A 24,669-nucleotide genomic window follows, 5' to 3' on the forward strand; every position below is an offset into this window, starting at 1 on the left:
GGCGCACGGCGGCCCGCCGTCCGGCGGGCGGCGTCCCGCCGCGGGGGCGCGGCCGACGTCGCGGGACGTGGCGCGGGTCGCCGGGGTGTCGCAGGCGACGGTGTCGCTGGTACTCGGGGAGAAGTGGCGCGGGCGGGTCTCGGAGCGGACCGTGCGGGCGGTGCGGGCCGCGGCCGGGGAGCTGGGGTACCGGCCGAACCTCGCGGCGCGGAGCCTGCGGCTCGGGGCGACCAGGACGGCGCTGCTCGTCGTCCCCGCGCTCACCCACGAGTACTTCGCGCGGGTCTACGCCGGCGCCGCCAAGGTGGCCGACGAGCACGGCTTCGGGGTCGTGCTCTACCCCTCCCCCGCCGGCATCGGCCCGGCCCGCGACCCGTTCGGCTCGGCCAGGGCCGCGATCGACGGGGTCATCGCCTCGTCCATGGCCGCGGACGCGCTGGCCGGCATCGGCGACGGCGGGCTGCCGCTGGTGATGCTGGACAGCGACCCTGACATCCCCGGCGGCCCGCCGACGGTCAACCTCGCCGTCGCGGACGGCATGCGCCAGGTCACCCGGCACCTGCTGGACCTCGGCCACCGGCGGATCGCGCACATCGCGGCGGACGTGGACACCTGGACCTTCCGGGTCCGCACCGAGGCCGTGACGGCCGAACTGGCCGCCGCCGGGGTGCCGGCGGCCGCGCGGCAGACGTCCGCGCTGAACGTGGCCGCGGCCAGGGACGCGGCGGTGCGCGCCCTGAGCGCGCCGGGGCCGCGGCCCACCGCGCTGCTGTGCGACGACGACATCCTCGCGGCGGGCGCCTGCAAGGCCGCTCGGGCGCTGGGCCTGCGGGTGCCGGACGACGTGTCCGTGTCGGGCTTCGACGACCTCGCACTGGCGACGGCGCTCGATCCCGAGCTCACGACGGTCCGGCTGCCCGCGGAATCCATCGGCGAGCACGGTATGTCGGCCCTGCTGGCCCTCCTCGCGGGCCGCCCCGCACCCCCGGTCGAGCTCCCCCTCACGCTCCTCCCCCGCGCCTCGACTGCGTCGCGCACGTGAGGAGGTGCCGCTCGGCGCGGCGCCGCTTGCCTGCGGCTGCGCCGTGGCCTGTCGCGCAGTTCCCGCGCCCCTGATGGCGTGCCCTCTGCGCGAGAGGGGGACCGTTTTCAGGGGCGCCCGGGGAACTACTCCTCGTCGGAGGGGTCGTCCGTCGTGGTGGTGGCGGCGCTCTCCGCCTCCAGGAGGCGGGTGAGCTGGCGCCCGAGGATGCGCTTGAACTTCCTGGCCTGCGGCCGCGTCCGGTCCAGGACCGCGACCTCCAGCTGCTCCGCCGTCAGCTGGCGGTCGCTGCCGTTGGTGTCCCGGCTGAGCGACTCCACCGCCAGCGCCAGCGCCTCCGCGAGCGTCATCCCGTCGCGGTGCCGCTGGTCGAGGTAGCTGCCGATCTGGTCGGAGTTGCCGCCGACCGCGACCGCCCCGTGCTCGTCGACGATGGAGCCGTCGTGCGGCAGCCGGTAGATCTGGTCGTCCTCGGGCGCGGCGCCCACCTCCGCGACGATCAGCTCCACCTCGTACGGCTTCTCGCCGACGCTGGAGAAGATCGTGCCGAGCGTCTGGGCGTAGACGTTGGCGAGCCCACGGGCCGTCACATCGTCCCGGTCGTAGGTGTATCCGCGCAGGTCGGCGTAGCGCACCCCGCCGATCCGCAGGTTCTCGAACTCGTTGTACTTGCCGACCGCCGCGAAGGCGATCCGGTCGTAGATCTCGCTGACCTTGTGCAGCGCGCGGGACGGGTTCTCGGCGACGAAGACGATGCCGTCGGTGTACTGCAGCACGACGACGCTGCGGCCACGCGCGATGCCCTTGCGGGCGTATTCGGCGCGGTCCGCCATGGCCTGCTGGGGTGAGACATAAAAGGGCGTGGACACCGGCTAACCGTGCCTTTCTGCAGTCGGCGCTGGGACAGTGCGGAGGGGGGTCGGCTGACCTGCGGTCACAGCACCTGGGCCTGCGGCCCGTCGGGACGTTCGAGCCGGGCGTCGATCACCTCGCGGGCGAGCGCGGCCACGTCGGCGTCCGGCAGCCGGCGGTAGCCCTCCTCGGTCATCACGGTGATGAGCGGGAAGACCCGGCGGGCGATGTCGGGACCGCCGGTGGCGGAGTCCTCGTCGGCCGCGTCGTAGAGGGCCTGGATGACCGCGGTGGTCATCTCGCGCTCCGTCAGGTCCTTGCGGTAGAGCTTCTTGAGGGCGCCGCGGGCGTAGACCGAGCCGGAGCCGGTGGCGGCGAAGCCGGTCTCCTCGCTGCGGCCGCCGGTGACGTCGTAGGAGAAGATCCGTCCCCTTCCGCGGTCGGTGTCGTAGCCGGCGAAGACCGGGACGACGGCCAGGCCCTGCAGGGCCATGCTCAGGTTGCCCCTGATCATCGTGGACAGCCGGTTGGCCTTGCCCTCCAGGGACAGGGTGGCGCCCTCGATCTTCTCGTAGTGCTCCAGCTCCAGCTGGAAGAGCTTGACCATCTCGACGGCAAGGCCCGCGGTGCCCGCGATGCCGACCGCCGAGTACTCGTCGGCGGGGAAGACCTTTTCCATGTCGCGCTGTGCGATGACGTTGCCCATCGTGGCGCGTCGGTCGCCGGCCAGGATGACGCCGCCGTCGAAGGTCGCGGACACGATCGTGGTGCCGTGCGGCAGCTCGACCGCGCCCTTGAGCGGCGGCAGGGTCCGGTTGCCCGGCAGCAGCTCGGGCGAGTGCACGCCGAGGAAGTCGAGGAACGACGACGAGCCGGGCGTCAGGAAGGCGGCCGGCAGACGCCCGGTGCTGCGAGAGTTGGCTTCCACGCGATTCCTTCCACACGATCTTGAGGTCGGTACGGACCCTACCCGCCGGTCCGGAAATCCATCCGCCCCGCGGACCGGATACCGGCCGCGGGGCGGGGTGAGAGCGGCTACTGCCCGCCCTTCTGGACGAAGGACCTGACGAAGTCCTCGGCGTTCTCCTCCAGGACGTCGTCGATCTCGTCGAGGACGGAGTCCACGTCGTCCGAGAGCTTCTCGTGGCGTTCCTTGAGGTCGTCGGCGGCCTGGGCGTCCTGCTGGACCTCCTCGACCTCGTCCGTGGAACGCGTTGCCTTCTGCTGTCCGCCGTCGGTGTCCTTGGTTGCCATGTCCCTCACCCCGCTCGGTTGCATGTCCTACAAGATCAGACCCTACAAGCAGGGCCCGTCCCCGGCTCTCGAATACGTCAACGTCCGAGTGCTACCCCGTTGATTCCCGGTTCTGGCCCGTTTCAGCCGCCGGAGAGGATGCGAACCAGGTCTTCGGCCGTGCGGCAGCGGTCCAGCAGTTCTTTCACGTGGTTGCGGGTGCCGCGCAGCGGTTCCAGGGTGGGCACCCGTTGCAGTGAGTCACGGCCGGGCAGGTCGAAGATGACCGAGTCCCAGGAGGCGGCGGCGACGTCGTCCGCGTACTGTTCGAGACAGCGGCCGCGGAAGTACGCCCTGGTGTCCTCAGGGGGCTTGGTGGCGGCCCTGACGGTCTCCTGCTCGTCCAGCAGCCGCTTGATGCGGCCGCGGGCCACCAGGCGGTTGTAGAGGCCCTTGTCGGGGCGCACGTCGGCGTACTGCAGGTCCACCAGCTGCAGCCGGGCCGCGTCCCAGCCCAGGTTGTCGCGGCGCCGGTATCCCTCCAGGACCTCCAGCTTCGCGACCCAGTCCAGCTCGCCCGACAGGCTCATCGGATTGCTCTCCAGCCGGTTGAGCACGTCCTCCCAGCGGGCCAGCACGTCCTTGGTCTGCGGGTCGGCGTCCGAGCCGTAGCGCTCCTCGGTGTACTTGCGGGCCAGCTCGTAGTACTCCATCTGGAGCTGCACGGCGGTCAGCGTGCGGCCGTTGCGCAGGGTGATCAGCCGTTGCAGACCGGGGTCGTGCGAGACGTCGTGCAGGGTGCGGACCGGCTGGTCCACGGCCAGGTCCACCTTGATGAAGCCGTCCTCGATCATCGACAGCACCAGGGCGGTGGTGCCGAGCTTGAGGTAGGTGGAGATCTCCGAGAGGTTGGCGTCGCCGATGATCACGTGCAGCCGGCGGTACTTCTCCGCGTCGGAGTGCGGTTCGTCGCGGGTGTTGATGATGGGGCGCTTGAGCGTCGTCTCCAGGCCGACCTCGACCTCGAAGTAGTCCGCGCGCTGGCTCAGCTGGAAGCCGTGCTCGCGGCCGTCCTGGCCGATGCCGACCCGGCCCGCGCCGGTCACCACCTGCCGGGAGACGAAGAACGGCGTGAGGTGCCTGACGATGTCGGAGAACGGCGTCTCGCGCTTCATCAGGTAGTTCTCGTGGGTGCCGTAGGAGGCGCCCTTGTTGTCGGTGTTGTTCTTGTACAGGTGGATCGGCTGGGCACCGGGGAGCTGGGCGGCGCGCAGCGCGGCCTCGGCCATGATCCGCTCGCCGGCCTTGTCCCACAGCACCGCGTCCCGCGGGTTGGTGATCTCGGGCGACGAGTACTCGGGGTGCGCGTGGTCCACGTAGAGCCGGGCACCGTTGGTGAGGATCACGTTGGCCAGGCCGATGTCCTCGTCGGTGAGCTGGGTGGAGTCCGCCGAGTCCCGTGCGAGATCGAAGCCGCGGGCGTCCCGCAGCGGGTTCTCCTCCTCGAAGTCCCAGCGGGCGCGTCGCGCTCGGTGCATCGCCGCCGCGTAGGCGTTGACGATCTGGGACGAGGTGAGCATGGCATTGGCGTTCGGGTGGCCGGGGACGGAGATCCCGTACTCCGTCTCGATGCCCATTACTCGCCGTACGGTCATGCGGCCCTCCTTGCCCGGCTCCGGCCCGTGCGGGCCGGAAAACACACCGGCTGCGGGTACCCGCTGTCGGGACCCGCAGCCGGAGGGTAGTGCTTACAGATACTGTCCGGTGTTCGCCACGGTGTCGATGGAGCGACCCGTGTCGGCACCCTGCTTTCCGGTCACCAGGGTGCGGATGAACACGATCCGCTCGCCCTTCTTACCGGAGATCCGCGCCCAGTCGTCGGGGTTGGTGGTGTTCGGCAGGTCCTCGTTCTCCTTGAACTCGTCCACGCAGGCCGCGAGCAGGTGGGAGACGCGCATGCCGCGCTGGTCGTGGTCGAGGAAGGCCTTGATCGCCATCTTCTTGGCCCGGTCCACGATGTTCTGGATCATCGCGCCCGAGTTGAAGTCCTTGAAGTACAGGACCTCCTTGTCACCGTTGGCGTAGGTGACCTCCAGGAAGCGGTTCTCCTCGGTCTCGGAGTACATCCGCTCGACCACGGACTGGATCATGGCGTCCACGGTGGCCGCCGTGGACCCGCCGTGCTCCGCCAGGTCCTCGCCGTGCAGCGGCAGGGTGTCGACCAGGTACTTCGAGAAGATGTCCTTGGCCGCCTCGGCGTCAGGACGCTCGATCTTGATCTTCACGTCCAGCCGGCCCGGGCGGAGGATCGCCGGGTCGATCATGTCCTCGCGGTTGGAGGCGCCGATCACGATGACGTTCTCCAGGCCCTCCACGCCGTCGATCTCGGCGAGCAGCTGCGGGACGATGGTGTTCTCCACGTCCGAGCTGACGCCGCTGCCGCGGGTGCGGAAGAGCGATTCCATCTCGTCGAAGAAGACGATGACCGGAGTGCCCTCGCTCGCCTTCTCCCGGGCACGCTGGAAGACCAGGCGGATCTGCCGCTCGGTCTCGCCGACGTACTTGTTCAGCAGCTCCGGGCCCTTGATGTTCAGGAAGTAGCTCTTGCCCTGCGGCTGCCCGGTGACCTCGGCGACCTTCTTGGCCAGCGAGTTGGCGACCGCCTTGGCGATGAGCGTCTTGCCGCACCCGGGCGGGCCGTAGAGCAGCACGCCCTTGGGCGGGCGCAGTTCGTACTCCTTGAACAGGTCGGCGTGCAGATAGGGCAGTTCCACCGCGTCGCGGATCTGCTCGATCTGGTTGCCGAGGCCGCCGATCTGGCGGTAGTCGATGTCGGGGACCTCTTCGAGGACCAGCTCCTCGACCTCGCTCTTGGGCACGCGTTCGTAGACGTATCCGGAGCGGGGTTCGAGCAGCAGGGCGTCGCCGGTGCGCAGGGTGCCGTCGAGCAGCGGTTCGGCGAGCCGGACCACCCGCTCCTCGTCGGTGTGCCCGATCACCAGGGCGCGCTCGCCGTCCTCCAGGATCTCCTTGAGGGTGACGATGTCGCCGACCCGCTCGAACTCCATCGCCTCGACCACGTTGAGCGCTTCGTTGAGCATCAGCTCCTGTCCGCGCCTGAGGTCGTCGAGCTCGACCGACGGGCTCACGTTCACCCGGAGCTTGCGCCCGCCGGTGAAGATGTCCGCCGTGCCGTCGTCGTTGGACTGCAGGAAAACGCCGAAGCCCGCCGGTGGCTGCGCGAGCCGGTCCACCTCCTCCTTGAGGGCCACGATCTGGTCGCGGGCCTCGCGAAGGGTGCTCGCCAGCCGTTCGTTCTGCGTGGACACGCCGGACAGATTGGTCTGCAGCTCGACGATCCGCTCTTCGAGAATCCTCGTGTGCCGCGGAGAGTCGGCGAGCTTGCGTCGCAGGACGGCGATCTCCTGCTCAAGAAAGGCGACCTGGCTCATGGGGTCTTCCGAACCACGAGCGGGTCGGCCGCCACGGTTGATGTCGTCGTCGTGGGCCGCCACGGTCCTCACCTCCTCCAAGGGGAGCTGGACGTTTCCAGACCCTACCTGGGCTGGTGGGGGTTGAAACCCCTAGATCACAAAGACGATCGCGGTGTGTCCGATCTTCACCCTTGCGTACGTCCCTCCGCCACTGAGATACCCACCGAGCACGCCCGGAAAGCCGCCGGTTGTATCGTCGATTCGGTCAACAGCCGGACAGGGCGGTTGCTTCCCGAACGACTAACGGCAGGGATGAGTTTCCGTGAGCAACGAGACGGCCGAAGCGCTTGAGGTCTGGATCGACCAGGACCTGTGCACCGGCGACGGCATCTGCGTGCAGTACGCACCGGAGGTGTTCGAGCTGGACATCGACGGCCTCGCCTATGTCAAGGGTGAGGACGACGAACTCCGGCAGACCCCTGGTGCCACCGTACCCGTACCGGTGGCTTTGCTGCGGGATGTGGTGGATTCGGCCAAGGAGTGCCCCGGCGACTGCATCCATGTGCGGCGGGCGGCGGACCGCGTCGAGGTCTACGGCCCCGACGCGGAGTGACGGCCCGGTGACGGCGCCCGGCCGGCGTCAGACCGAGGTGCCGGCAGGCCCGGGAAGGGCCACGTAGCGGCCGTCGCGCCACTCCCAGGAGTAGCCGCGGCTCAGGTCGGGGCAGCACTGCGGGACGGCGTCGGAGGAGAAGCCCAGCACGGTGGCCATGAGCGTGCGGCCCTCCAGCCGGAAGTGGCTGATCTGCCGGTTGTCCTCGGGCTTGACCAGGGTCACCGCTATCCGCGGCGGGCCGCCCGCCTTCGCGGGCGCGGACAGGACGTAGACGCCGCTCGGCGGGGTGCCGGTGTCGGTGTGGCAGCGCACCACCACGGCGGTCTCCGGGCGGCCGTCGCCGTCGAGGTCGCCCGAGACCTTGCTGATCACGTCGGTCTTCACACCGTCCCCGCAGGCCAGCGGGTAGGTGACGGCAGCCGGGTCGGGGGGCGCGACCGGGGCCGCAGGGGTGGTCGCGGTGGCGGCCGGCTTGTCCTGCGAGGCGTCGGCGGGCTGCACCAGGGCCACCGCGGCGACCACGGCGCCCAGTGCGGCGGCCGTACTGATCCAGTGGACACCGCGGGTGCGGGTGTGCGGAAGGTCCTGGCCTGCGGACGGCTGCACTCGCCTGGCTCCTGGGGTCGAACGGCGGGGGTGGCCAGCATGGTGCCACACGTCACATCCCGCCGGAACGCCGGGGGCGGATACGCGCGGCCACCGCGGCCCCGGACCCGGCTCGGGCGCTGCCGCGGCCGCGGGGCGCGAAGAAGCCGCCGCCGGTTTGTCGGGAACGGACAAACCGGCGGCGGCATGGTGAAGTTGGCCGAAACCACCCGGTCGAATCGGGGTCTGCTCGGCGTCGATCAGGGTCTAGCGGTCGGCCCCGGCCCCGCCGCTGCCGCTGCCGGGTCCCGTGTAGTCCTCGCCGTAGGCGCCCTTGGCGGGGCGGCGGCGCCGCAGTGGCGGCTCGACGCCGTCGGCGAGCCGGCGGGCGGTGAGCAGGAAGCCGGTGTGGCCGATCATCCGGTGGTCGGGCCGGACCGCGAGGCCCTCGACGTGCCAGGTGCGGACCATGGTCTCCCAGGCGGCCGGCTCGTTGAAGCTGCCGTGCTCCCTGATCGCCTCGACGGTACGCGCCAGCTGCGTCGTGGTGGCCACGTAGGCGCACAGGATGCCGCCGGGCACCAGGGCCTTGGCGACGGGCTCCAGGCACTCCCAGGGCGCCAGCATGTCCAGGATCACGCGGTCCACGTCGGTGTCCGACAGGTTGTCCTGGAGGTCGCCGACGGTGAGCTGCCAGGCCGGGTGCGGGCCGCCGAAGTAGCGCTCCACGTTCTGGGTGGCGATCTCGGCGAAGTCCGCGCGGCGCTCGTAGCTGTGCAGCATCCCGTGGTCGCCGATCGCCCGCAGCAGGAAGCTGCTCAGCGACCCGGACCCCACCCCGGCCTCGACCACGCGGGCGCCGGCGAAGATGTCGGCCATCGCCAGGATCTGCCCCGCGTCCTTGGGGTAGACCACGGCGGCCCCGCGGGGCATGGACAGGACGTAGTCGGGGAGCAGCGGGCGCAGCGCGAGGTAGGCGACGTTTCCCGTGGTACGGACCACGCTGCCCTCGGGAGCACCGATCAGCTCGTCGTGCGGGAAGGCACCCTTGTGGGTGTGGAACTGCTTCCCGGCTTCGAGCGTGAAGGTGTAGTGGCGTCCCTTGGGGTCGGTGAGCTGGACCTGGTCCCCGACTCTGAATGGCCCACGTCGGCGGGCGGCACCGGTCGGTTCGGACATGGGGATCAGCCTATCCGGCTTTGAAGCCCCGCCCGACCGTGGAGCCCGGCCTCGGCGGCCGGGCCTGCCGTACGGGCCGGACCTGCCTGCGGGCGGCACTCCCCTGCCGGCGCCGCGCTGCGCGCCCCGGAGGCGAACAGAGCCGCCTAGGAAGACCGCGACATCGCGGCGATGAAGGCCTTCTCGACGTCGGAGGTGGCCAGGACGCCGAAGATCTCGCCGCCCGGCTCGATCACCAGGTACTCGGTGGACGGGGTGGCCCTGAGGGTGTCGAGCAGGGCCTCGCCGGCGAGTTCCGCGGAGACGCGCATGCCGGGGGTGAGGTCCTGGGCCAGGCCGCTGACCGCGACCCAGGGGCGGCGGTGCTCGGGGATGGTGACGATCGCGGACTCGCGCACCAGGGCCGTGGGGGCGCCGCGGCCGTCGACCACGACCAGCGCCCTGGCGCCGGCCTCGTGGGCTCGGCGCAGCGCCTCGGACAGGGGTGTGTCGGAGGCGACCGGCACGGCCCTGCGGGTCAGGGTGCGGGCCTGCAGTTCGGGCAGCCGCTCGCGCAGCCTGGCCATCCGCAGGCTGTTGCCCGCACCGGTCCAGATGATGGCCGCCAGGATCGCCGCGAGCAGCGCGTCGGTGAGCGACTCGAAGCCGGTGCTGCCGTCGCTGCCGCTGCGGGCGTAGGACAGCATCGGCAGGCCGACGAGCACCGCAAGCGCGAGCCCGCGGCCCACCCAGGCCGCCGCCACCGTGCCGGTCATCGCCTTGCCGCTGATCTTCCAGACCACCGCCCGCAGCATCCGGCCGCCGTCCAGCGGCAGGCCGGGCAGGAAGTTGAAGATCGCAACGATCAGGTTGCTGATCATCAGCCCGGCGAGCAGTACTCCCGGCACCGTCCCGGACTCGACCAGCTGCATGCCGCCGAAGAACACCCCGGCGAGCACCAGCGAGAGCAGCGGCCCGACGAAGGCCAGCACGAATTCCCTGCCCGGTGTGTCGGACTCCTTCTCGATCTCCGAGACGCCGCCGAAGAACTGCAGCTGGATACGCCGCACGGGGAGCTTGAACCGCAGCGCCGCCACCGTGTGCGCCAGCTCGTGGACCAGCACGGACCCGTAGAAGGCCACCGCGAAGAACAGCGACACCAGGTAGCGGACCCGCCCCAGCTCGGGCAGCACCGTGTCGAGCTGGTCGCCGAAGACCCAGGTGATCAGCGCCGCGACCAGGAACCAGCTGGGCGCCACGTAGATGGGCACGCCGAAGAAGCGGCCCATGAGGATTCCGCCGCCGGGCTCTCGCGCAGAGCTGCCGGAGTCGCCGTTCTGGCCAGGGGCGTCGCTCTTGGACGGCGGCCGACCGCTCTCGCTCACTGCTTCCCCTCGTTCGGATACGGACCTCGCACCGCTCGCGCGGATCGAGGTCTTGTTGCCATGCTATTGCGCCGTTACGCCCGGCGGGCACCGGCTTGTCAGTGGCAGGCCGTAGGGTCGTGCCCCATGGGGACCAGCATCGAGAGCATTCCGCCGCGACCGCCGACGTCGCTGTCGCCGTCGCGTGCGGCCGACTTCATGCGCTGCCCGCTGCTGTACCGGCTGCGGGTGATCGACCGGCTGCCGCAGAAGCCGACCCAGGCCGCGACGCGCGGCACCGTGGTCCACGCGGTGCTGGAGCGGCTCTTCGACGCCCCGGCGGCCGACAGGACCGCCGCACGGGCCAGGGACCTGGTGCCGGGCGAGTGGCAGCGGCTGCTGGCCGCCAGGCCCGAGCTGTCCGTGCTGTTCGACGCGGCCGACCCGGCCGCGCTCGCCGCCTGGCTGGACAGCGCCCGCGCGCTGGTGGACCGCTGGTTCACCCTGGAGGACCCCACCCGGCTGGAACCCGCGGAGCGCGAGCTGTACGTGGAGACGGTGCTGGAGTCGGGGCTGACGCTGCGCGGTTACGTCGACCGGCTGGACGTCGCGCCGGCCACCGGCGACCTGCGGGTGGTGGACTACAAGACCGGCAAGGCCCCGCGCCCGGAGTATGCCGACGAGCCGATGTTCCAGATGTCCTTCTACGCCCTGGTGCTGTGGCGGCTGCGCGGTGTCGTGCCGCGGCGGCTGCAGCTGGTCTACCTCGGCAGTGGCGACGTGCTGACGTACGACCCGTCGGAGGCGGACCTGCTGCGTACGGAGCGCAAGCTGCTCGCCCTGTGGGAGGCGATCCGGGCGGCGACCGAGACCGGCGACTGGCAGCCGCGCCGCACCCCGCTGTGCGGCTGGTGCGACCACCAGGCGTTGTGTCCCGAATTCGGTGGGACTCCCCCGCCCTATCCGCTGCCCGCAATAGCCGGTGCGCCGCCGCTGGTGGGCGAGAATGATGCGGTCTAGCGAAGACGGAGGAGTACCCGTGGCGATCCGCATCCTGCTGGTGGACGATCAGCCCCTGCTGCGTACCGGTTTCCGGATGATCCTGGAGGCCGAGCCCGACCTGATGGTGGTCGGTGAGGCCGGGGACGGCCAGCAGGCGCTGGACCAGGTGCGGGCGCTGCAGCCCGATGTGGTGCTGATGGACATCAGGATGCCCCGGATGGACGGGGTGGAGGCCACCCGGCAGATCACCGGCCCCGACCGCTCGGGGCCGGCCAAGGTGCTGGTGCTGACCACCTTCGACCTCGACGAGTACGTGATCGAGGCGCTGCGGGCCGGCGCCAGCGGCTTCCTGCTCAAGGACGCCCCCGCGGCCGAACTGGTGCAGGCGATCAGGGTGGTGGCCGCGGGCGAGGCGATGCTCGCGCCGAGCATCACCCGGCGGCTGCTGGACAAGTACGCGGGCCGGCTGCCGTCCGGTGACGAGTCGGTGCCGCAGCCGCTGCACACCCTGACCGAGCGCGAGGTCGAGGTGCTCAGGCTGGTGGCCCGCGGGCTGTCGAACGCGGAGATCGCCGCCGAGCTGTTCGTCTCGGAGACCACCGTCAAGACCCACGTCGGGCACGTGCTGACCAAACTGGGCCTGCGCGACCGGGTGCAGGCCGCGGTCTACGCGTACGAGAGCGGCCTGGTGCGCCCCGGCGCGAACTGAGCCCGGCCGAACGACCGCTGCCCGCCGGACGCGTGTCCGGCGGGCAGCGGTGTGTGCGGGCGGCGGCGTCAGCCGTGGCCGCGGCCCAGCTCCCAGAACTGGGTGGTGGTGGACGAGTTCAGCGCCCACTCGACGCCGGTGATGTCACTGCGGGCGGCGATGTACTGCTTGCCCTGCCACAGCGGCAGCATCGGGACGTCGTTGGCGATCATGTTCTGGACCTTGGTGAAGTCCGTGGTGGTCGCCCCGCGCTCGGCCTGCTTGCGGGTGGCCGGCAGCAGCTGGTTCTCGATCGTCTTGTTGGCGTAGGCCAGGTTGAGGAAGTTGTCCTTGTCGAAGAACGGCGCGATGTAGTTGTCCGGGTCCGGGAAGTCCGGCAGCCAGCTGAGGGCGAAGACGTCGTACTCGCGCTGGGTCGCCTTCTTGAGGAAGGTGTTCCACTGCTCGTCCTTGGTCGTGACGGTGAACAGCCCGCTCGCGTTGAGCTGGGCGGCGATCGCCTGGGCCTCGGCCTTGTTCATCGTGCCACCGTTGTCACGGCGGTAGTTGATGGTCAGCGAGACCTTGTCGGTGATGCCCGCGTCGCGCAGTTCCGCCTTGGCCAGCGGGACCGAGGGGTCCTTGTATTTGTTGAAGAACGAGTTGGTGTGGGTGGTGATGCCCTGCGGGATCACCGAGTACAGCGGGTCCGCGGTGCGCTTGTAGACGTCGCGGGTGATCGCCTGCCGGTCGATGAGCTGGGCCATCGCCCTGCGCACGGCGACGTTCTTCAGCGACGGCGCCTCGGTGTTGAGGAACAGGTAGCGCGCCTCGCCGCCGGGCGACTCGGTGAGCTTCACGTTCGGGTCGGTGCTGCTGAGCAGGTGGCCGATCTGGTCCGGGCTCAGGGTGCGCGCCATCACGTCGATGCCGCCGGACCGCAGCGCGGACTCCATCTTGTTGGAGTCGGCGAACAGCTTCAGCTCGATGGCGCTGTTGTTGACCTTCAGGGTGCCGCTGTAGTTCGAGTTCTTGGAGAACTGTCCCTGCTTGCCCTGGACGAAGGAGTTGAGCGTGTACGGGCCCGAGCCGATCAGGTGGAAGCCGTTGTAGGGCTTGTCCGCGGCGTAGACCTTCTTGTCGACGATCGCCGCGGCCGGGGTGGCGAGCTTGGCGGGGAAGGTCGCGTCGGGCGCCTTGAGGTGGAAGACCACCGTCTTGTCGTCCGGGGCGTCCACCGACTTGACGCCGGATATCAGCGAGGCGGGACCCGCCGCCCAGTTGATCTTCTGCATCCGGTCGATGGAGAACTTCACGTCCTGCGCGGTCAGCGGGTCGCCGTTGGAGAACTTCTGGTCCTCCCGCATCGTGCACTGGTACGTCAGCACGCTGACGTCGGTGTAGTGGCAGTCCTTGGCCGCGTCCGGGCTCGGGGTGGTGCTGCCGCGCTGGTAGGTCAGCAGCATCTGGAACGTGTTGTAGAAGATGTTCCAGGTGGCGCTGTCGTACGAGGTGGCGGGGTCGAGCGGCGCCGGGTTGTCCTTGGTCAGCTCGATGCTGTCGGTGGTGCCGACGACGATGGCCTTGCCGCCACCGCTCCCCCCGCCGGAACCGCCGCACCCGGTGAGCAGGGGTGTCATCACGCCCAGCAGGGCGGGCAGCACCAGAAGCTTGCGGTTCATCGTCGTCGTTCTCCTCTTGTTCCTGCTCATGTACCGGTGGTGCTCGCGACGGGTTCACGCAGATGGCAGGCCACCTGCACGCCGGTGGCCTGGATCAGGCTGAGGCGCGGGTCACGCGGTGGCGCGAACTCCACCACGGCCCGGCCGTTTTCGGCATGCATCGTCACCACGCCGCGCCAGAAGGGTTCACGCGGTTCGGCTTCCGATGCTTCCTCGCGCAGATGCCGGAGGTATTCCAACACATCTTCGGGCGTGTGGCCTCGGCCGGGTGCGATTGCGACGGTGCTCAGGCTCTCGGCGGCCAGCGACTCGACGTCGGCGAAGAGGGATTTCTCCCGCGCCGCGGCCTCGGGGGCCAGTTCGAGCCAGCGGTTCTCCAGCAGAGTCCGCAGGTCGCGGGCCTCCCATCCGCACGCGGCGACGGCGACCGGGCAGCGCGGGTGGAAGGCGCAGCCCATCGGCGGCCTGGCGGCGTCGGGGATCTCGCCGCGCGGCAGTTCGCGGGGCAGCGCGCGCTCCGGGTCGGGCTCGGGGATCGCGGCGAGCAGCGCCTCGGTGTACGGGTGCTGGGGGTTGGCGAAGACCTGCGCGGTGGGGCCGTACTCGACGATGCGGCCGAGGTACATGATCGCGATGGAGTCGCAGAAGAACTTCGCGCTGGCCAGGTCGTGCGTGACGTAGACGTAGGTGAGGTCCAGGTCGCGCTTGAGGTCCAGCATGAGCTGCAGGATCTTGGCGCGGACGCTCATGTCCAGCATGGAGATCGGCTCGTCGGCGACCAGCAGTTCGGGCTCGGCGATGATCGCCCGGGCCAGCACGGCACGCTGCTTCTGGCCGCCGGACAGGTCGCCGGGGAACTTGCCGAGGTAGCGCTCCGGCGGGGTCAGGCCGACCCGCTCCAGCGCGTCGACGACCCTGGCCTCGTACTCCTGGTCGTCGGCGACCAGGTTGTGGATGCGCAGCGGGTGGCCGACGGCGGTGCGGATGTCCATCGCCGGGTTGAGCGAGGCGTGCGGGTCCTGGAAGACCATCTGCAGCCGGCGGCGCAGCGGCCGCAGCCCGCGCTCGCCCAACTCGGTGATGTCCTGGCCCCGGTAGCTGATGCTGCCCGCGGTGGCCTTGGTCAGGCCGATCAGGGTGCGGCCCAGCGTGGTCTTGCCCGAGCCGGACTCGCCGACCAGGCCGAGGACCTCGCCCTTGCGCAGGGTCAGGTCGATGCCGTCGACGGCGCGGACCGCGCCGGCCGCCTTGCCGGAGAAGCGGCCGAGCAGGCCGCCGCGCAGGCCGAAGTGCACTTCGAGGCCGGTGGCCTCGACCAGCGGCTCGCCGACCTCGGCGGCGGCTCCCTCGCCGGACGGTTCGATGTCAGGCTTCGTCAGCAACGCTGATCTCCTTCACAGCGGCGAGCGGCTCGCGCCCGTCCGGTCCCAGCTCGTCCACCAGCGAGGGCTCCACCTCGATCGCCTGCTGCCAGCAGGCGCTGACCACTCCGGTCGGCAGGACCACCTCGGGCGGCTCCACCGTGGCGCAGCCGCGCATCGCGACCGGGCAGCGCGGGTGGAAGCGGCAGCCCTGCGGCGGTTCCACCAGGTCGGGCGGGCTGCCGGGGATGAAGTGCAGCCCCGTGGTGGACAGCGAGATGGTGGAGCGGAGCAGTTCCCTGGTGTACGGGTGCTGCGGGTTGGCGAACACCTCGCGGGCGTCGCCCTGTTCGACGATGTGGCCGGCGTACATCACCGCGACCCGGTCGCATGCCTCGGCGACGATACCGAGGTTGTGGGTGATGAGCACCAGCGAGGTGTCGAAGTTCTTCCGCAGGTCGGCGAGGATCTTGATGATCTGCGCCTCGACCAGCACGTCGAGCGCGGTGGTGGGCTCGTCGGCGACGATGAACGCCGGCCGCAGCACCAGGGCGAGCGCGATCATGATGCGCTGCCGCATGCCGCCGGAGAACTCGTGCGGGTAGCTGCGGTAGCGGCTCTCCGGGATGCCCATGCCGCGCAGGGCGTCCAGCGCGCGGGTCCTGATCTCCTGCTTGGACAGGCCCTTCTCGTGGGCGCGCAGCGCCTCCTCGAAGTGCTGCGATATCCGCATGAGCGGGTTGAGCCGGGTCATCGGCTCCTGGAAGATCAGACCGAGTTCGGGGCCGCGGAGGCGCTGGATCTCCTTGGCGGGCAGCCCGACGAGGTTGCGTCCGGCGCCGCCGGGGCTGCGCAGCACGACCTCGCCGTCGACGGCGGCCGCGGCCGGCGTCAGGCCGAGCACCCCGCGGCCGAGGGTGGACTTGCCGCAGCCGGACTCGCCGACCAGGCCGAGGGTCTCGCCGGGCCGGACGTCGAAGGTGACGCCGTCCACGGCTCGTACCGGGCCGCGGTCAGTGCCGTACCAGACCCGCAGATCGCGGACGGACAGGACGGGTTCGGTCACTTGGCGGCCTCACCTTCGGGAACGTCGGGCAGAGCGGGCGCCGTGACGGTACGGCGCCGGGTGTGGGCGGGCAGCAGCACCTTGCTGATGCGGCGCCGCCGCATGGTCGGGTTGAGGACGTCGTTGAGGCCCTCGCCGAGCAGGGTGAAGCCGAGGATGGCGATGACCATGGCCAGTCCCGGGTAGAGGCAGGTCCACCACATGCCGGCGTTGACGTCGTCGATGGCGCGGTCGAGGTCGTAGCCCCACTCCGCGGCCTCGGTGGGCTGGATGCCCAGGCCCAGGAAGCCCAGGCCGGCCAGGGTACCGATGGCGTCGGCGGCGTTCATGGTGGTGATGACCGGCACCGACTGGATGACGTTGCCGAACAGGTACTTGCGGATGACCACCGACGGCTTGGCGCCCATCGCCCTGGCGGCCTCCACGAAGGTGGCCTCCCTGGCGGACAGCGCGGAGGCGCGGACGACCCGGAAGTACTGCGGGATGTAGACCACCGTGATGGACAGCGCCGCGGTGACCACGCCGCCGCCGGAGATCCCGGAGAAGACGAAGCCGGCGACGATGGCGAGCAGCAGGTAGGGGAACGCGAACAGCGCGTCCATCACCAGCACCAGGATGCGGTCGAGCCAGCCGCCGAAGTAGCCGGCGAGCAGGCCGAGCAGCACTCCGAGGATCAGCGAGAAGATCACCGCGAGCACCATCACCTCAAGGGCGGTGCGGGCGCCGTAGATGGTGCGGGAGAGCACGTCGAGGCTCTGCACGGTGGTGCCGAACCAGTGGGTTCCGTCGGGCGATCCCTGCTTGGGGAAGTTGTGGCCGCCGGACCTGTAGGTGTCGAAGCTGTAGGGCGCGATGAGCGGCGCGAAGACCGCGGTGATCACGAACAGCGCGGAGATGGCCGCGCCGGTCCACAGCATGAACTTCGGTACGCCGCGGGCTTCGCGGATCGCCGAGACGATCCGGCGCAGGCCGCCGAAGCGGGAGGCCGCGGCGGACACGGTGGGCTCGATCGGCCCGGTGGGGAGAGTCGTCGTGGCCATCAGTAGCGCACCCTCGGGTCGATCAGCGCGTTGACGAAGTCGATCAGCAGGCTGATCACGACGACGACCAGGGCGAAGACGGTGACGATGCCCTGGACGGCGACATAGTCGCGCTGGTTGATGTAGTCGATCAACTGGCGGCCGATGCCGGGCCAGTTGAAGATCTTCTCGGTCAGCACCGCACCGCCGAGCAGCATGGCGACCTGCAGCCCGAGCACGGTGACCACCGGGACCAGGGCGTTGCGGAAGCCGTGCCGGGCGACGACGTGGCGCTCTCTGACGCCGCGGGCGCGGGCCGCCTCGATGTAGTCGCCCTGCAGCGACTGGATGAGGTTGATCCTGATCATCCTGATGAAGACGCCGACGATCAGCAGGCCGAGCGCGACGGACGGCAGCAGCAGGTGCTGGAGGATGTCGGTGACCGCGTCCCAGTCGCCGTCCAGAGCCGCGTCCACGATCAGGATGTGGGTCTGGGTGGGCACGTTGAGCTGGATCAGCGGGGAGGCCTGCCCGGACGTCGAGCCGAAGGCGAGCATGAGCAGCGGTGCGGTGACGAACACCGGGGCCGCGTAGCTGACGGTGCTCGCCAGCCGGCTGACCACGTCGACCGGGCGGTCGCGGTAGCGGCCCGCCAGCAGGCCGACCGGGATGCCGATGACCGTGGCGAAGACCAGTGCCCCGGCGGTCAGGGTCAGGGTGGCGCCGCCGTTCTCGATAATGATCTCGCGCACGCTGCGGCGATCGGAGAAGGTGGTGCCGAAGTTCAAGGTGACCACCGATTTCAGGTAGTCCCAGAACTGCTGGAGGAGCGGGGCGTCGAAGCCCGCCGCCTTGCGTCTCGCGGCGAGTTCGGCCGCGTTCAGCTTGCCGCCCTGCGACGCCGAGATCGGATCTCCCGGTGCCACCCGCATCATGACGAAGACCAGGATCAGCAGGATCAGGACCATGGGCACGGCGAGCGCGATCCGGGTGAGGATGTAGCGCCGCAGCGAGCCCGACTGCTTGCTCGTGTTGCTCATGCGGTGACTTTCCGGTGGCTGTCCGGTCTGGCCCGGACCGTGGACGACGGGGTGCGCGGCAAGGTGCCGCGTGCCGGGGCCGGCCCGCGGGGGATCACTCCCCCGCGGGCCGGCCGTCGGTCACTTGGTGCCGAGTTCGTAGAACCGGAACATCGTCGGGTCGAGGGCCTTGTCGGCGCCGGTGACCCCGTCGCGGACCACGACGGTCTGCTTGCCCTGCCACAGCGGGATGATCGGGACGTCCTCCGCCACGATCTTCTGGATGTCCGCGAAGGCCTGGTCGCGCACGGCCTTGTCGGTCGTGCCCTGCTCCTTGCTGAGCAGGGTGAGGATCTGCGGGTTGACGTAGCCGGTGCCCAGGAAGGGCTCCTTGGTCAGGAACGGCGCGACGTCGTTGTCGGGGTCGGGCAGGTCGGGGAACCAGCCGATCATGTACGAGGCGTACGTGTCGGACTTCTCGTCCTTCTGGTACTGCTGCCACTCGGTGGAGCTGAGGGTGACCTTGAACAGGCCGGTGGCCTCCAGCTGCCGCTTGATCGTGGTGGCCTCGTCGGCGGACTCCGCACCGTAGTGGCTGGGCGTCCAGGCGTAGGCGAGCTGCACCGGGGTGGTGATGCCGGCCGCGGTGAGCAGCGCCTTGGCCTTGGCGGTGTCGGGGGCGCCGTACTTGTCCTTGAAGGCCTCGGTGTGGCCCTCGATGCCGTTGCCGACCATCGAGTAGAGCGGGGCCACGGTGTTGTCGTAGGCCTCCTTGGCGATGCCTTCCCGGTCGATGACCTGGGCGACGGCCTGCCGCACGGCCTTCTGGTCGGACGGCTTCACCTTGGCGTCGAAGACCATGTAGCGCTTCTGGGTGCCGGTGCCGTCGAGGACCTGGATGCCGCTGGTCTTCTTCAGGTCCTGGATGTCGGTGGGCGACAGGCTGCGGAAGGCCGCGGTCACGGTGCCGTCCTTGACGGCCTGCTTGAGCGCGGAGGGCTCGGAGAAGTACTGCAGGACGACCTGGCTGTTGTTCAGCTTGGCGGTGCCCTTGTACTTCGAGTTCGCCTTCAGCGAGGCCTGCTGCTTGGCCGTGTACTTGTCCAGCGTGTACGGGCCGGAGCCGATGATGCCCGAGCCGTCGAGGAGCTTGTCGGCCGGGAAGACCTTCTCGTCGACGATGGCGCCGGCGTCGGTGGCGAGCACCGAGGGGAAGGTCGAGTCGGGGTTCTTGATGTGGAAGACAACCGTGCCGGCCCCGGAGACGGTGGTGCTGTCCAGGTTGGCCAGCAGGCTCGACGGGCCGTTCGGGGCGGCGATCTTGAGCATCCGGTCGAAGGTGAACTTCACCGACGTCGCGGTCAGCGGGTCGCCGTTGGAGAAGGTCAGACCGGGCTGCAGGTCGCAGGAGTAGGTCTTGGGGTCGGTGAAGCTGCAGCTCTTGGCCGCGTCCGGGGTCGGCGTGGTGGCGCCGGTCTCGAAGTGCATCACCTTCTGGTAGACGCTGTCGACGATCTCCCACGAGCCGTAGTCGTACGCGCCCGCGGGGTCCAGCGAGGACACCGAGTCGGTGGTCCCGACGATCACGGCGCCGCCCTTGGCCCCGCCACCGCCACTGTCGCCATTGCTCGACGAATTATCCTTCTTGCCGCCGCACGCGGAGGCGCCGATGGCCAGGAAGGCCACGGCGGCTGCGGCGACGACACGCTTGTTTCGTGACATCCAGTGATTCCCCTTGCTCACATGCCGGTCGGTTGAGTCGGCATCGACCGTCGAGGACATTAGCGGGACGGCCATGGCTCACTGGGACACGGAGTGATTGAGGGGACATTACATACCGGTAACAGGACGTTCACCTCCGATATGCGGACGTGTGGGCTATCGATCCTCGGTACGTCAAAACGGACACTTCGCCCGAGTAAAGATGCGGTAAGTGAAATCTCATCCAGTCCGGGCACCCGCTGTCGATGGGCCGTCGTGTGACAATCATCACACCCGCCGGATTCCACTTAGTGAGATTTTATTCAGAGATCACACTCAGTGAAGATCCACATTCACAGAGCGCTCGACCAGCGACCGCAGAAAAGGGACATTCACCTGGTCGAGCGTTGTGACGACGGTACGCCCCGGGGCCGGCTCGATGGGCACCAGCGACGGCACCGCGACCACCTGGCAGCCGGCCGCCTCGGCGGACGCGACCCCGGTGCGCGTGTCCTCGACCACCACGCAGGCGGCCGGATGCGCGCCGAGCCGGGCCGCGGCGGCCAGATACGGGTCCGGGTGCGGCTTGGTGCGGGCGATCTCGTCACCCGCGAGGGTGAAGGCGAAGTTCTCGGCGCCGAGGGTGTGCAGCATCGCGTCGATCGTGCGCCGGTGCGAGGCGGACACCAGGGCCGTGGGCACCCCGTGCGCCGCCAGCTCGGTCAGCAGCCGCCTGGCGCCGGGCATCAGCGGGGCACCGCGGGAGATCAGCTCCTCGAAGCGGGTGTCGATCGCCACCATCAGCTCCGCCAGCGTCGCCGTCGTGCCGGTCACCTCCATCAGGTGGCCGACGCTGCGGGCCATCGGCCCGCCCACCACGACCTCCTTGTGGACCTCGTCGAGGACATGGCCGAGATCGGCGAAGACCCCCGTCTCCGCCGCCCACCAGATGCCCTCGGTGTCCACCAGGGTGCCGTCCATGTCCAGCAGTACCGCCTGCAGGCCACGGCCGTCCGCCGGACGGGTGTCGACGACGGGGATGCTGCTGGTCATAGGCTCACTCCTCGGCCGAGGTGCTGACCGGGCGCCGCAGTGGTGCCGACGTGCCCTTTTCTGGGGGACACAAAGGCCGGTCGCCGCTTCCCCGGTGGGGGAAGGCGACCGGCCTCTGCCGGACCGTCTAGTTTACGTCGCCCCGCAGGGGCACGCCCGACGGGCGCGCGACGGCCCGGTGACAGGCCGGTGAACCGGGCGTCCGCCCCGGTCAGCGGGCGTTGAAGTACTTCGCCTCGGGGTGGTGGATGACGATCGCGTCGGTGGACTGCTCCGGGTGCAGCTGGAACTCCTCCGACAGCTTCACGCCGATCCGCTCCGGCTCCAGCAGCGCGGCGATCTTGGCCCGGTCCTCCAGGTCGGGGCAGGCCCCGTAGCCCAGCGAGAAGCGCGCACCGCGGTACTTCAGCGCGAACATGTCCTCCACGTCGGCCGGGTCCTCGCCCGCGTAGCCCAGCTCGGAGCGCACCCTGGCGTGCCAGTACTCGGCCAGCGCCTCGGCGAGCTGCACCGACAGGCCGTGCAGCTCCAGGTAGTCCCGGTAGGAGTCCGCGGCGAACAGCTCGGCGGCCGCGTCCGAGATGCGGCTGCCGACGGTGACCACCTGGAAGCCCACCACGTCGGTCTGGCCCGAGTCCTCGGAGCGGAAGAAGTCCGCCAGGCACAGCCGCCGCCCCCTGCGCTGCCGGGGGAAGGTGAAGCGGGTGCGCTCGGTGCCGTCCTCGTGCAGCACGACCAGGTCGTCGCCCTTGGACACGCACGGGAAGTAGCCGTAGGTGACCGCGGCCTCCAGCAGGCTCTCGGACTGCAGCCGGGTCAGCAGCCCGCGCAGCCGCGGCCGGCCCTCGGACTCCACCAGCTCCTCGTACGTCGGCCCGGTGGAGCGGGCCTGCTTCAGCCCCCACTGGCCCTTGAAGAGGGCTCCCTCGTCCAGCCAGGCGGAATAGTCGGCGAGCTGGATGCCCTTGACGACCCGGCTGCCCCAGAACGGCGGGGTGGGCACCGGGTTGTCGGTGGCGACGTCGGACCGGACCTGGCCGAGGTTGACCTCCTCCTCCGGCTCGGGCCGCTCGCGCTTGGCCACCCGGCGCTGCTTCAGCTCCGGCAGCGCCGCGCCGGCCACGCCGCGCTTGACGCCGATCAGAGCGTCCATCAGCCGCAGGCCCTCGAACGCGTCGCGGGCGTAGCGGACCTCGCCCTCGTAGATCTCGTGCAGGTCCTGCTCCACGTAGGCGCGGGTCAGGGCGGCGCCGCCGAGGATCACCGGGAAGTCGGCGGACAGGCCGCGCTGGTTCAGCTCCTCCAGGTTCTCCTTCATGATCACCGTGGACTTCACCAGCAGCCCCGACATGCCGATGACGTCGGCCCGGTGCTCCTGCGCCGCCTCCAGGATCGCCGACACCGGCTGCTTGATGCCGAGGTTGACGACGGTGTAGCCGTTGTTGGACAGGATGATGTCCACGAGGTTCTTGCCGATGTCGTGGACGTCGCCGCGGACGGTGGCCAGCACGATGGTGCCCTTGCCCTCGTCGTCCGACTTCTCCATGTGCGGTTCCAGGTAGGCCACCGCGATCTTCATGACCTCGGCGGACTGGAGCACGAACGGCAGCTGCATCTGCCCCGAGCCGAACAGCTCGCCGACCACCTTCATGCCGGCCAGTAGCGTGTCGTTGACGATCTCCAGGGCCGGGCGCCCGGTCAGCGCCTCGTCCAGGTCCGCCTCCAGGCCGTTCTTCTCGCCGTCGATGATCCGGCGCTGCAACCGCTCCTCCAGCGGCAGCGCGCGGAGCTCCTCGGCGCGGCCCTCCTTCAGCGACTTGTTGTCGACGCCCTCGAACAGCTCCATCAGGCGCTGGAGCGGGTCGTACCCCTCGGCACGCCGGTCGTGGACCAGGTCGAGTGCGGTCTTGACCTGCTCCTCGTCCAGCCGGGCGATCGGCAGGATCTTGCTGGCGTGCACGATCGCCGAGTCCAGGCCGGCCTTCACGCACTCGTCCAGGAAGACCGAGTTGAGGACGACCCGGGCGGCCGGGTTGAGGCCGAAGGAGATGTTGGACAGACCGAGGGTGGTCTGCACCTCGGGGTGGCGGCGCTTCAGCTCGCGGATCGCCTCGATGGTGGCCACACCGTCGCCCCGGGACTCCTCCTGGCCGGTGCAGATGGTGAAGGTCAGGCAGTCGATGAGGATGTCCGACTCGTGGATGCCGTGGTTGCCGGTGAGGTCGTCGATCAGCCGCTCGGCGATGGCGACCTTCTTCTCGACGGTACGGGCCTGGCCCTCCTCGTCGATGGTGAGCGCGATCAGCGCGGCGCCGTGCTCGCGGGCCAGCGCGGTCACCTTGGCGAACCGGGACTCGGGGCCGTCGCCGTCCTCGTAGTTGACCGAGTTCAGCACCGCGCGGCCGCCGAGCTTCTCCAGGCCCGCCTGCAGCACCGGGACCTCGGTGGAGTCCAGCACGATCGGCAGCGTGGAGGCGGTGGCGAAGCGTCCGGCGATCTCGGCCATGTCGGCGGCGCCGTCCCGGCCGACGTAGTCCACGCACAGGTCGAGCAGGTGGGCGCCCTCGCGGATCTGGTCGCGGGCCATCTCCACGCAGTCGTCCCAGCGGCCTTCGAGCATCGCGTCGCGGAACTTCTTCGACCCGTTGGCGTTGGTCCGCTCGCCGATCGCCAGGTAGGACGTGTCCTGCCGGAAGGGGACGGTCTGGTAGAGCGAGGCGGCGCCAGGCTCGGGGCGCGCGGTGCGCGGGTGCAGGTCCTGGCCGCCGACCCGCTCCACCAGCTGCCGCAGGTGCTCCGGCGTGGTGCCGCAGCAGCCGCCGACCAGCGAGAGGCCGTACTCGCGGGCGAACACCTCGTGGGCGTCGGCCAGTTCGGAGGGCGTGAGCGGGTAGTGGGCGCCGTCCTTGGTGAGCACCGGCAGGCCCGCGTTGGGCATACAGGACAGCGGGACACGGGAGTGGTGGGCGAGATAGCGCAGGTGCTCGCTCATCTCGGAGGGGCCGGTGGCGCAGTTGAGGCCGATCATGTCGATGCCGAGCGGCTCCAGCGCGGTGAGCGCGGCACCGATCTCCGAGCCGAGCAGCATGGTGCCCGTGGTCTCCACGGTCACCGAGCAGATCAGCGGCAGGCTCACCCCGGCCGACCGCATCGCGCGGTGGGCCGCGATCACCGCCGCCTTGGTCTGGAGCAGGTCCTGGGTGGTCTCCACCAGCAGCGCGTCGGCGCCGCCGGCGATCAGGCCCGCGGCGTTCGCCTCGTAGCCGTCGCGGAGCACGGCGTACGGGATGTGGCCGAGCGTCGGCAGCTTGGTGCCGGGGCCCATCGAGCCGAGCACCCAGCGGGGGCGGCCGTCGGCGGCGAAGCCGTCGGCGACCTCGCGGGCGAGGCGGGCGCCCGCCTCGGACAGCTCGTGGATCCGCTCGGGGATGTCGTACTCGCCCAGCGCGGAGTGGTTGGCCCCGAAGGTGTTGGTCTCGACGGTGTCCACGCCGGCCGAGAAGTACGCCTCGTGGACCGACCGGACGACGTCCGGACGGGTGACGTTGAGGATCTCGTTGCAGCCTTCGAGCTGCTGGAAGTCGTCGAGCGTGGGTTCCTGCGCCTGGAGCATGGTGCCCATGGCGCCGTCGGCGACGACGACGCGGGTGGCGAGGGCCTGGCGCAGGGCGGCGGCGCGGGCGTTGCTCGCGGCGGCAGGTGCGGCGGACGAAGGGGACGGCGAGGCCATGGAACTGCTCCCTGGGGTGCGACGGCTGTCGGCTATGCGTTGTCCGTCCACGGAGGGCGGAAGG

20 protein-coding genes are annotated in these 24,669 nt (G+C 70.2%); 4 read left to right on the plus strand and 16 right to left on the minus strand.

Annotated features, from left to right (window positions below; genetic code table 11):
- Positions 1–1,042 (plus strand): LacI family DNA-binding transcriptional regulator (locus NFU81_RS28345; RefSeq protein ID WP_422665309.1); only part of this gene is annotated, 1,042 nt, incomplete at its 5' end.
- A gap of 125 nt (positions 1,043–1,167) precedes the next feature.
- Here the strand turns inward: NFU81_RS28345 and prcA are convergent.
- The 5 genes from prcA to arc form a co-directional block, all read right to left on the minus strand.
- On the minus strand, positions 1,168–1,911 hold the full coding sequence (gene prcA / locus NFU81_RS28350) for a proteasome subunit alpha (protein WP_251495794.1): 744 nt from the start codon (positions 1,909–1,911) through the stop codon (positions 1,168–1,170).
- Positions 1,912–1,976: 65 nt separating this feature from the next.
- On the minus strand, positions 1,977–2,822 hold the full coding sequence (gene prcB / locus NFU81_RS28355) for a proteasome subunit beta (protein ID WP_251495796.1): 846 nt from the start codon (positions 2,820–2,822) through the stop codon (positions 1,977–1,979).
- Between the two features lie 107 nt (positions 2,823–2,929).
- Positions 2,930–3,148, minus strand: coding sequence for a ubiquitin-like protein Pup (locus tag NFU81_RS28360; protein ID WP_251495799.1), 219 nt, complete (start codon positions 3,146–3,148; stop codon positions 2,930–2,932).
- 122 nt (positions 3,149–3,270) lie between these two features.
- On the minus strand, positions 3,271–4,782 hold the full coding sequence (gene dop / locus NFU81_RS28365; RefSeq protein ID WP_251495802.1) for a depupylase/deamidase Dop: 1,512 nt from the start codon (positions 4,780–4,782) through the stop codon (positions 3,271–3,273).
- A 93-nt stretch (positions 4,783–4,875) separates the two neighbouring features.
- Entirely contained in the window at positions 4,876–6,642 is a 1,767-nt protein-coding gene (gene arc / locus NFU81_RS28370; RefSeq protein ID WP_251495818.1) for a proteasome ATPase, read from the minus strand.
- Between the two features lie 241 nt (positions 6,643–6,883).
- On the opposite strand from arc, the gene NFU81_RS28375 reads away from it, so the two are divergent.
- Positions 6,884–7,174: a ferredoxin gene (locus tag NFU81_RS28375; RefSeq protein WP_251495821.1), complete on the plus strand. Its 291-nt coding sequence runs from the start codon at positions 6,884–6,886 to the stop codon at positions 7,172–7,174.
- A gap of 27 nt (positions 7,175–7,201) precedes the next feature.
- Here the strand turns inward: NFU81_RS28375 and NFU81_RS28380 are convergent, their stop codons facing one another.
- From NFU81_RS28380 to NFU81_RS28390, 3 genes are all read right to left on the minus strand, one after another.
- Entirely contained in the window at positions 7,202–7,783 is a 582-nt protein-coding gene (locus NFU81_RS28380) for a hypothetical protein (RefSeq protein ID WP_251495824.1), read from the minus strand.
- Between the two features lie 246 nt (positions 7,784–8,029).
- Complete coding sequence (locus NFU81_RS28385) at positions 8,030–8,941, minus strand: tRNA (adenine-N1)-methyltransferase (RefSeq protein ID WP_251495827.1); 912 nt, start codon at positions 8,939–8,941, stop codon at positions 8,030–8,032.
- Positions 8,942–9,087: 146 nt separating this feature from the next.
- Positions 9,088–10,305: a site-2 protease family protein gene (locus NFU81_RS28390; RefSeq protein WP_251495829.1), complete on the minus strand. Its 1,218-nt coding sequence runs from the start codon at positions 10,303–10,305 to the stop codon at positions 9,088–9,090.
- 126 nt (positions 10,306–10,431) lie between these two features.
- Here NFU81_RS28390 and NFU81_RS28395 point away from each other — a divergent pair, with 126 nt between their 5' ends.
- Together NFU81_RS28395 and NFU81_RS28400 are read left to right on the plus strand one after the other, a co-directional pair.
- On the plus strand, positions 10,432–11,304 hold the full coding sequence (locus NFU81_RS28395; protein ID WP_251495832.1) for a RecB family exonuclease: 873 nt from the start codon (positions 10,432–10,434) through the stop codon (positions 11,302–11,304).
- Between the two features lie 19 nt (positions 11,305–11,323).
- Complete coding sequence (locus tag NFU81_RS28400) at positions 11,324–11,995, plus strand: response regulator (RefSeq protein ID WP_251495835.1); 672 nt, start codon at positions 11,324–11,326, stop codon at positions 11,993–11,995.
- 68 nt (positions 11,996–12,063) lie between these two features.
- On the opposite strand, the gene NFU81_RS28405 is transcribed toward NFU81_RS28400, so the two are convergent.
- The 8 genes from NFU81_RS28405 to metH all read right to left on the minus strand — a co-directional run bounded on the left by NFU81_RS28405 (position 12,064) and on the right by metH (position 24,605).
- Positions 12,064–13,656 (minus strand): ABC transporter substrate-binding protein, encoded by a 1,593-nt coding sequence (locus NFU81_RS28405; protein ID WP_251495838.1) that lies wholly within the window; start codon positions 13,654–13,656, stop codon positions 12,064–12,066.
- A gap of 26 nt (positions 13,657–13,682) precedes the next feature.
- The gene (locus NFU81_RS28410) at positions 13,683–15,038 is read right to left on the minus strand and encodes an oligopeptide/dipeptide ABC transporter ATP-binding protein (RefSeq protein WP_251495841.1); all 1,356 of its coding nucleotides are present in this window, start codon (positions 15,036–15,038) and stop codon (positions 13,683–13,685) included.
- On the minus strand, positions 15,022–16,083 hold the full coding sequence (locus NFU81_RS28415) for an ABC transporter ATP-binding protein (RefSeq protein ID WP_251495844.1): 1,062 nt from the start codon (positions 16,081–16,083) through the stop codon (positions 15,022–15,024). Before NFU81_RS28415 ends, NFU81_RS28410 begins: the two co-directional genes overlap by 17 nt.
- Positions 16,080–17,123 (minus strand): ABC transporter permease, encoded by a 1,044-nt coding sequence (locus tag NFU81_RS28420; protein ID WP_251495847.1) that lies wholly within the window; start codon positions 17,121–17,123, stop codon positions 16,080–16,082. The genes NFU81_RS28415 and NFU81_RS28420 overlap by 4 nt, the downstream gene beginning before the upstream one ends.
- Positions 17,123–18,142 carry an ABC transporter permease gene (locus tag NFU81_RS28425; RefSeq protein WP_251495850.1) on the minus strand — a complete coding sequence of 340 codons (1,020 nt, stop codon included), beginning with the start codon at positions 18,140–18,142 and terminating at the stop codon, positions 17,123–17,125. The genes NFU81_RS28420 and NFU81_RS28425 overlap by 1 nt, the downstream gene beginning before the upstream one ends.
- A gap of 120 nt (positions 18,143–18,262) precedes the next feature.
- A complete protein-coding gene (locus NFU81_RS28430; RefSeq protein ID WP_251495853.1) occupies positions 18,263–19,843 on the minus strand; it encodes an ABC transporter substrate-binding protein in 1,581 nt (526 codons plus the stop codon).
- A 315-nt stretch (positions 19,844–20,158) separates the two neighbouring features.
- The gene (locus NFU81_RS28435; protein WP_251495856.1) at positions 20,159–20,875 is read right to left on the minus strand and encodes an HAD family hydrolase; all 717 of its coding nucleotides are present in this window, start codon (positions 20,873–20,875) and stop codon (positions 20,159–20,161) included.
- A gap of 211 nt (positions 20,876–21,086) precedes the next feature.
- Positions 21,087–24,605 (minus strand): methionine synthase, encoded by a 3,519-nt coding sequence (gene metH, locus NFU81_RS28440; RefSeq protein WP_251495859.1) that lies wholly within the window; start codon positions 24,603–24,605, stop codon positions 21,087–21,089.
- Between the last annotated feature and the right edge of the window lie 64 nt (positions 24,606–24,669).

The organism is Actinacidiphila cocklensis (genome assembly GCF_907177275.1).
GTDB classification, from domain to species: Bacteria; Actinomycetota; Actinomycetes; order Streptomycetales; family Streptomycetaceae; genus Actinacidiphila; species Actinacidiphila cocklensis.

Coding starts and splice junctions, on each gene's coding strand:
- NFU81_RS28420 (WP_251495847.1), bottom strand. CDS start 17,123: ATGGCCACGACGACTCTCCCCACCGGGCCGATCGAGCCCACCGTGTCC.
- NFU81_RS28430 (WP_251495853.1), bottom strand. CDS start 19,843: ATGTCACGAAACAAGCGTGTCGTCGCCGCAGCCGCCGTGGCCTTCCTG.
- NFU81_RS28360 (WP_251495799.1), bottom strand. CDS start 3,148: ATGGCAACCAAGGACACCGACGGCGGACAGCAGAAGGCAACGCGTTCC.
- NFU81_RS28385 (WP_251495827.1), bottom strand. CDS start 8,941: ATGTCCGAACCGACCGGTGCCGCCCGCCGACGTGGGCCATTCAGAGTC.
- NFU81_RS28425 (WP_251495850.1), bottom strand. CDS start 18,142: ATGAGCAACACGAGCAAGCAGTCGGGCTCGCTGCGGCGCTACATCCTC.
- metH (WP_251495859.1), bottom strand. CDS start 24,605: ATGGCCTCGCCGTCCCCTTCGTCCGCCGCACCTGCCGCCGCGAGCAAC.
- dop (WP_251495802.1), bottom strand. CDS start 4,782: ATGACCGTACGGCGAGTAATGGGCATCGAGACGGAGTACGGGATCTCC.
- NFU81_RS28395 (WP_251495832.1), top strand. CDS start 10,432: ATGGGGACCAGCATCGAGAGCATTCCGCCGCGACCGCCGACGTCGCTG.
- NFU81_RS28435 (WP_251495856.1), bottom strand. CDS start 20,875: ATGACCAGCAGCATCCCCGTCGTCGACACCCGTCCGGCGGACGGCCGT.
- NFU81_RS28405 (WP_251495838.1), bottom strand. CDS start 13,656: ATGAACCGCAAGCTTCTGGTGCTGCCCGCCCTGCTGGGCGTGATGACA.